Source organism: Prevotella sp., from assembly GCF_036570325.1.
Classification (GTDB): Bacteria; Bacteroidota; Bacteroidia; order Bacteroidales; family Bacteroidaceae; genus Prevotella.
This window is the reverse complement of record NZ_DATCYK010000083.1, coordinates 1-5854: the sequence shown is the minus strand read 5'-3', so window position 1 is coordinate 5854 and position 5854 is coordinate 1. Positions and strand designations below refer to the sequence as shown.

At 51.4% G+C, this 5854-nt stretch carries 3 protein-coding genes and 1 pseudogene; all 4 read left to right on the top strand.

Features of this window, described 5'->3' with window-relative positions:
• Positions 1-85 precede the first annotated feature (85 nt).
• Positions 86-1312, top strand: coding sequence for a nucleoside recognition domain-containing protein (locus VIR50_RS08535; RefSeq protein WP_331934712.1), 1227 nt, complete (start codon positions 86-88; stop codon positions 1310-1312).
• Positions 1313-1448: 136 nt separating this feature from the next.
• Complete coding sequence (locus VIR50_RS08530) at positions 1449-2942, top strand: lipopolysaccharide biosynthesis protein (protein WP_331934711.1); 1494 nt, start codon at positions 1449-1451, stop codon at positions 2940-2942.
• A 247-nt stretch (positions 2943-3189) separates the two neighbouring features.
• The gene (locus VIR50_RS08525) at positions 3190-5313 is read left to right on the top strand and encodes a S46 family peptidase (RefSeq protein WP_331934710.1); all 2124 of its coding nucleotides are present in this window, start codon (positions 3190-3192) and stop codon (positions 5311-5313) included.
• Between the two features lie 169 nt (positions 5314-5482).
• Positions 5483-5854, top strand: a pseudogene (locus VIR50_RS08520) (beta-glycosidase); the annotation flags it as partial.

Sequence of the window (5854 nt, the reverse complement as noted above, 5' to 3'; positions counted from 1 at the left end):
CACCCTCACAACCTAACCCCTACAACATTATTTAACTGCTCATAAAAAAAAACTTAATCTATTTGCCTTAACTTTGCAACCAATTATGGTGTTAAACTACATTTGGATAGCGTTTTTCGTTATTGCTTTCGTGTTTGCGGTCATCGGATTGTTGATGGGCGACACGACCATCTTCGAGAAGATAGTGGCTTCTACGTTCGATTCCTCTAAGACAGCCTTCGAGACTTCCTTGGGCTTGACGGGCGTCTTGGCGCTGTGGTTGGGTATCATGAAGATAGGAGAGAAGGCTGGTGCGGTCAACGCTTTGGCCCGATTGTTGAGCCCTGTCTTCACAAGGCTCTTTCCGGAGATACCCAAGAACCATCCCGCCATGGGCAGCATGTTCATGAACATTGCGTCGAACATGCTCGGACTCGACAATGCCGCCACGCCGACGGGACTGAAGGCCATGGCCCAACTGCAAGCACTCAATCCCAAGAAGGACACGGCCACCAACCCGATGATAATGTTTCTTGTGCTCAACACGAGCGGACTGACCATCATTCCCACCACCATTCTCGCCTTCCGTGCGTCCTATGGCGCCGCCATGCCTACTGATGTGTTTGTTCCCATCTTGCTTTCCACCTCGATAGCCACCCTCGCCGGCATTGTGCTTACCCTGCTGTGGCAGCGTACCAACCTGCTCCAGCCGGCCTTGTTGGGCCTTCTGGGCGGAATCATCGGCTTCGTGGGACTGCTCATTTGGGGCTTCGGACAGATGGATAAGGACACCATGGGCACCGTGACGAGCCTTGCCGGCAACATGATACTGCTGAGTATTATCATTGTTTTCATACTTGCGGGCATGTGGAAGAAGATAAACGTGTACGACGCTTTCATCGAAGGAGCCAAGGAAGGCTTCACCACGGCCGTGCGCATCATTCCCTATTTGGTGGCCATATTGGTGGCCGTAGGCGTCTTTAGGGCGTCGGGCGCCATGGATATGCTCATCGGTGGCATACGATGGATGGTGGAACAGCTGGGCATGAACAGCGACTTTGTGGGTGGTTTGCCCACGGCGTTCATGAAACCCTTGAGCGGCAGCGGTGCCCGGGGCATGATGTTGGAGGCCATGAAGAGCTATGGCGCCGACAGTTTCGTGGGCCGTTTGAGCTGCATTTTGCAGGGATCGACCGATACAACCTTCTATATTTTGGCCGTATATTTTGGCAGTGTGGGTATTAAATACACCCGTCACGCGGTGGCCTGCGGTCTTTTGGCCGACCTGATAGGCACCATCGGGGCCATCTCTATCTGCTATCTGTTCTTCTAAAGGCAGCGTCTCGGGAAGCTGAAACGAGGCAGGGAAACTCCCAAAGTCAAGGAAGAGTATCATCAACGACAAGAACGACGGCTTTCAAAGATACGCTTGGCGTTTCTACGTAGTCACAAATCATCATTCAAAAGACATGGCAAATCTGAAGTCTTTACTGAAAGATACCGCTATATATGGTATCAGCAGCATTGCGGCACGCTTTATCAACTACCTTCTTGTGCCCATAGAGACCTTCGCATGGGGCTCCGCCGGGGGGCAGTATGGTATTATCACGAATGTCTATTCCTACATAGGAATCCTTATCATAGCCCTTACGTTCGGCATGGAGACCACCTTTTTCCGCTTCGCCAACAAGGAAGGGGAGAATGCCCGCATGGTTTACGCCACGGCATTGCGCATGGTTGGTGCCGTGGCAATGGCCTTCGCGGTGCTCGTTATCTTGTTTCTTCAGCCCTTGGCCGACCTTATGGGCTATGGCGAACACCCGTGGTACATCGGTACGATGGCCATTTGCGTGGCCATAGACGCGTGGTCGTGTATCATGTTTGACTATCTTCGCTACCGGCATAAGCCCGTGAAGTTTGCCACGCTCAAGTGCGCCAACATCCTCATCAATGTTACGTTGGTGGCTCTTTTCCTCATCGTATTCCCCTTGTTGCGTATCAATGTCTTCGGCATTTACGACAAGGATTTTGTTCCCGATGTGGGAATCGTGTTCTATCTGAACCTCTTTGTCAGTATCGTTACGACGCTGCTGCTTTTTAAGGAGATGAAAGGTATCAGCTTTGGGTTCGACCGTGACATGTGCAAACGCATGCTTCGCTACACTTGGCCCATGCTTATCCTCGGCATAGCGGGCCAGTTGAACCAGAGCGCTTCCACGCTGTTGTTTCCTTATCTCTACGATGGCACCACGCAGGAAGCCTATGCCCAGCTCGGCATTTACGGCAGTACGATAAAGATAGCCATGATAATGGTCATCATAACGCAGGCCTTCCGCTTTGCGTATGAGCCGTTTGTATTTGCCAATAAGAGCGCCGATAAGAAGGAAACCTACGCCAAGGTGATGAAATATTACATCATTTTCACGCTTTTGGCCTTTCTTTCGGTCATCGGTTACATGGATATTGTGCGCCATGTGGTGGCTCCCGACTATTGGGAAGGCCTGCGTGTCATCCCCATTGTCATGGCCGCGGAGATCATGTTTGGCGTTTATTTCAACCTCAGTTTCTGGTATAAGCTCACCGACCGCACCATTTGGGGCGCTTATTTCTCGGGTTTGGGTTGCGTGGTGCTTATCCTTATCGACGTGCTTTTCATCCCCCGGTTCAGCTATATGGCGTGTGCGTGGGCCGGTTTTGCGGCCTATGGTATCAGCATGGTGGCCAGTTACGTGTTCGGACAGAAGTATTATCCGGTGAATTATCCGCTGAAGGACATCGCCATCTATGTGGTTTTGGCGGCCGTTCTCTTCTTGGGAATGAGCTGGAGCAACCAAACGTTCGGCTCGTTGGCGGCCATGGCCCTGAACACGGTGCTTATCTTGGTCTTCATCGGCTACATCGTGAAGAAAGATTTTCCGCTGGCCAACTTGCCCGTCGTGGGCAAATATTTCCGTAGGGGATAAGCGATCGGTCGCCAAGCTGTCATCGCTTATCGGCCGAGGAATCATCGGCCTGCTTATGACCGGCCGGCCCCCGCTTTACGATAGTCGGCCTTTGGCTTTGCCGAAGTAGCCCTTTGAGGCGATGAAACGGGGCTTTTGAGCGGATGAAAGCAGTCCTTTGACCCGATGGAATGGGGCTTTTTGAAAAGGCACGTCTGCCCTCGGGCCATCAATATATGAATCAATCGTACAACAAACAATAACAACAATGAGAAAAACAAGAGTAATCCTATCTTTACTTTCCTCGCTTCTTTTCTCTTTCTCGGCCCATGCCGATGAGGGAATGTGGACGCTTTATAATCTTCCACAGGCCGTTTACAGCCAGATGCAGGCAGAAGGTTTTAAGCTGTCTTACAATGATTTATATCATGGTAAGGACGCTATCAAGAACGCGGTGGTCAGCTTCTCGGGCTATTGCTCGGGCGTTGTGGTCAGTCCCGACGGCTTGGTGTTCACCAATCACCACTGTGGTTTCGAGGCCATAAGGTCGCACTCTACCGTGGAGCACGACTATATGCTCAACGGATTCGTGGCCAAGAGCTTTGCCGAAGAGCTGCCCAACAAGAACATGTTTGTAAGTTTCATGGTCGAACAAAAGGACATTACCCCCATGCTTGATAAGATGGGAATCAACGTCATGTCGAGAATGAGACGCTCCGAGGTGCTCGATTCCTTGGAGAACGCCCTTACCCGTGAGGCCAAAAAGACCGACAAGAGCTATCATGTGACCGTTCAGCCGTTCTATGAGGGCAATAAGTATTACGCCACAACTTATCAAGACTTCACCGATTTGCGCTTGGTGTTCACCGTACCCAAGTCAATGGGCAAGTTCGGAGGCGAGACTGACAACTGGATGTGGCCGCGACAGACCTGCGATTTCAGCGTTTTCCGCATTTATGCCGACCCAAAGACCAACGGACCTGCGGCCTATAGCAAGGACAATGTGCCTTACCGACCCAAGCATTGGGCACCCGTGAGCCTGCAAGGCTATAAAGATGGCGACTTCGCGATGACCATTGGCTACCCCGGAAGCACCAGCCGATACCTCTCAAGCTATGGTATCAAGGAGATGCGTGACGCTGAGAACACACCCCGGGCGCAGGTTCGAGGCGTGAAGCAGGAAGTGATGACCCGCCACATGCGGGCCGATGAGGCCGTGCGGATAAAGTATGACTCGAAGTTTGCGCAGAGTGCGAACTACTGGAAGAACTCTATCGGCATGAACAAATGTATCGATTCCATCGACATTATCAATCAAAAGAAGGATTACGAGGACCGTATTCAGGCTTGGCAGGATACTTGTGGTTTCCTCAAGGGCCAACTCGATTTCGGCAAGATGCGCCGTTTCTACATCCAGCGGTTCAACGTTTCCAAGAATCTTATGTACTTTAACGAGACCTTCCGTCGCACAAGCGAGCTGGTAACACGGGCACAGAACCTGAACAGAATAGAGGTGATGGGACCCAAGAGCAGCCCGAAGAAGCAGTACATCGTGTTCAAGGACAACAGCGAAGAGTGGGATGAGGCCCTCGACAAGGAGGTTTTGGGCACATTGCTGAAGAACTATCGTGAGCATGTCGACGCCAAGTACCTGCCTGCTTTCTACAAGGTTATCGACCGGAAGTTTGGCGGCGACTGCCAAGCCTACGCTGATTACCTTTACAAGAAGTCCATGTTGATGAAGAGCGGTAAGAAACTTTATATCAATAAGAAGCGCTTCCAGAAGGATCCCGGTGTGCTGTTGGGTCTTGATTTGCTCGAAACGCAGTCCGAGTTCTACAACGGTATGCGCCAATATCGTGACTCCATAGCCGATCAGGAGCGCTATCTCTGCGCCGCGAAGTTGCGCATGGAGGAGGACATGCCTCATTACAGCGACGCCAACTTCACCATGCGTCTGTCCTATGGGCAGGTGGGTGGCTTCGACCTTGGTGGCCGTCCGTCGGGTTATTACACCACTGCCGAGAGCTTGGTACAGAAGATGAAGCAGGGCGACGCGGGCGTATTCGACTATAAGGCCGAGCCTATCATGCACCAACTCATGAGCGAGAGCGACTACGGGCAGTACACTGACAAGACCAGTGGCAAGCTTCAGCTTTGTTTCCTCACCAATAACGACATCACGGGAGGCAACTCCGGCAGCCCGATGTTCGACGGTCAGGGCCGACTTATCGGCCTCGCGTTCGATGGAAACTGGGATAGTTTGTCGTCCGACATCAACTTTGACAAGCGCTTGGCACGCTGTATAGGCGTCGACATACGCTATGTGCTCTACATGATGGATAAGTGGGGCCACGCCGATCGCCTACTCAAGGAAATCAACGCCAAATAAACAACTACTTCAATACAAAGGTGGGAGCGTGCGCTCCCACCTTTGTAATTTTTAAATCCTTGCCCTTTTTGTTTTACTTTTTTGCCCTTTTCGTTTTACTTTTTTACCCTTTTCGTTTTACTTTTTTACCTTTTTATCTTTTTACCCTTTTACTTTTACCCCTTTGTTTATGAAGAAAACTTATCTACTATTGTTGCTTTCGCTTTGTTATATGCAGCTTGGAGCGCAAGTGTTAAAGCTCGACGGGCCTTGGAAATGTACCTTGCTTGACGACGCCGACGGCCATCCTCTGCCTCCGTCGCAGCTTCGTGAGGTTGTTGTAAACCTGCCCGGAACCACCGATACCAACCATTTGGGCTATCCGCCTCGTACAAAGAAGGAGACCACTCGGCTCACTCGGCTTCATGCTTACCGTGGAAGGGCCTGCTACGAGCGGACGTTCGACGTGCCGAAAGATTGGGAACTGCAGGGCACTTACACCTTTCTTTATCTCGAACGAACCAAGACCACCGAGGTATTTCTCGACGGACAACGCGTCGGG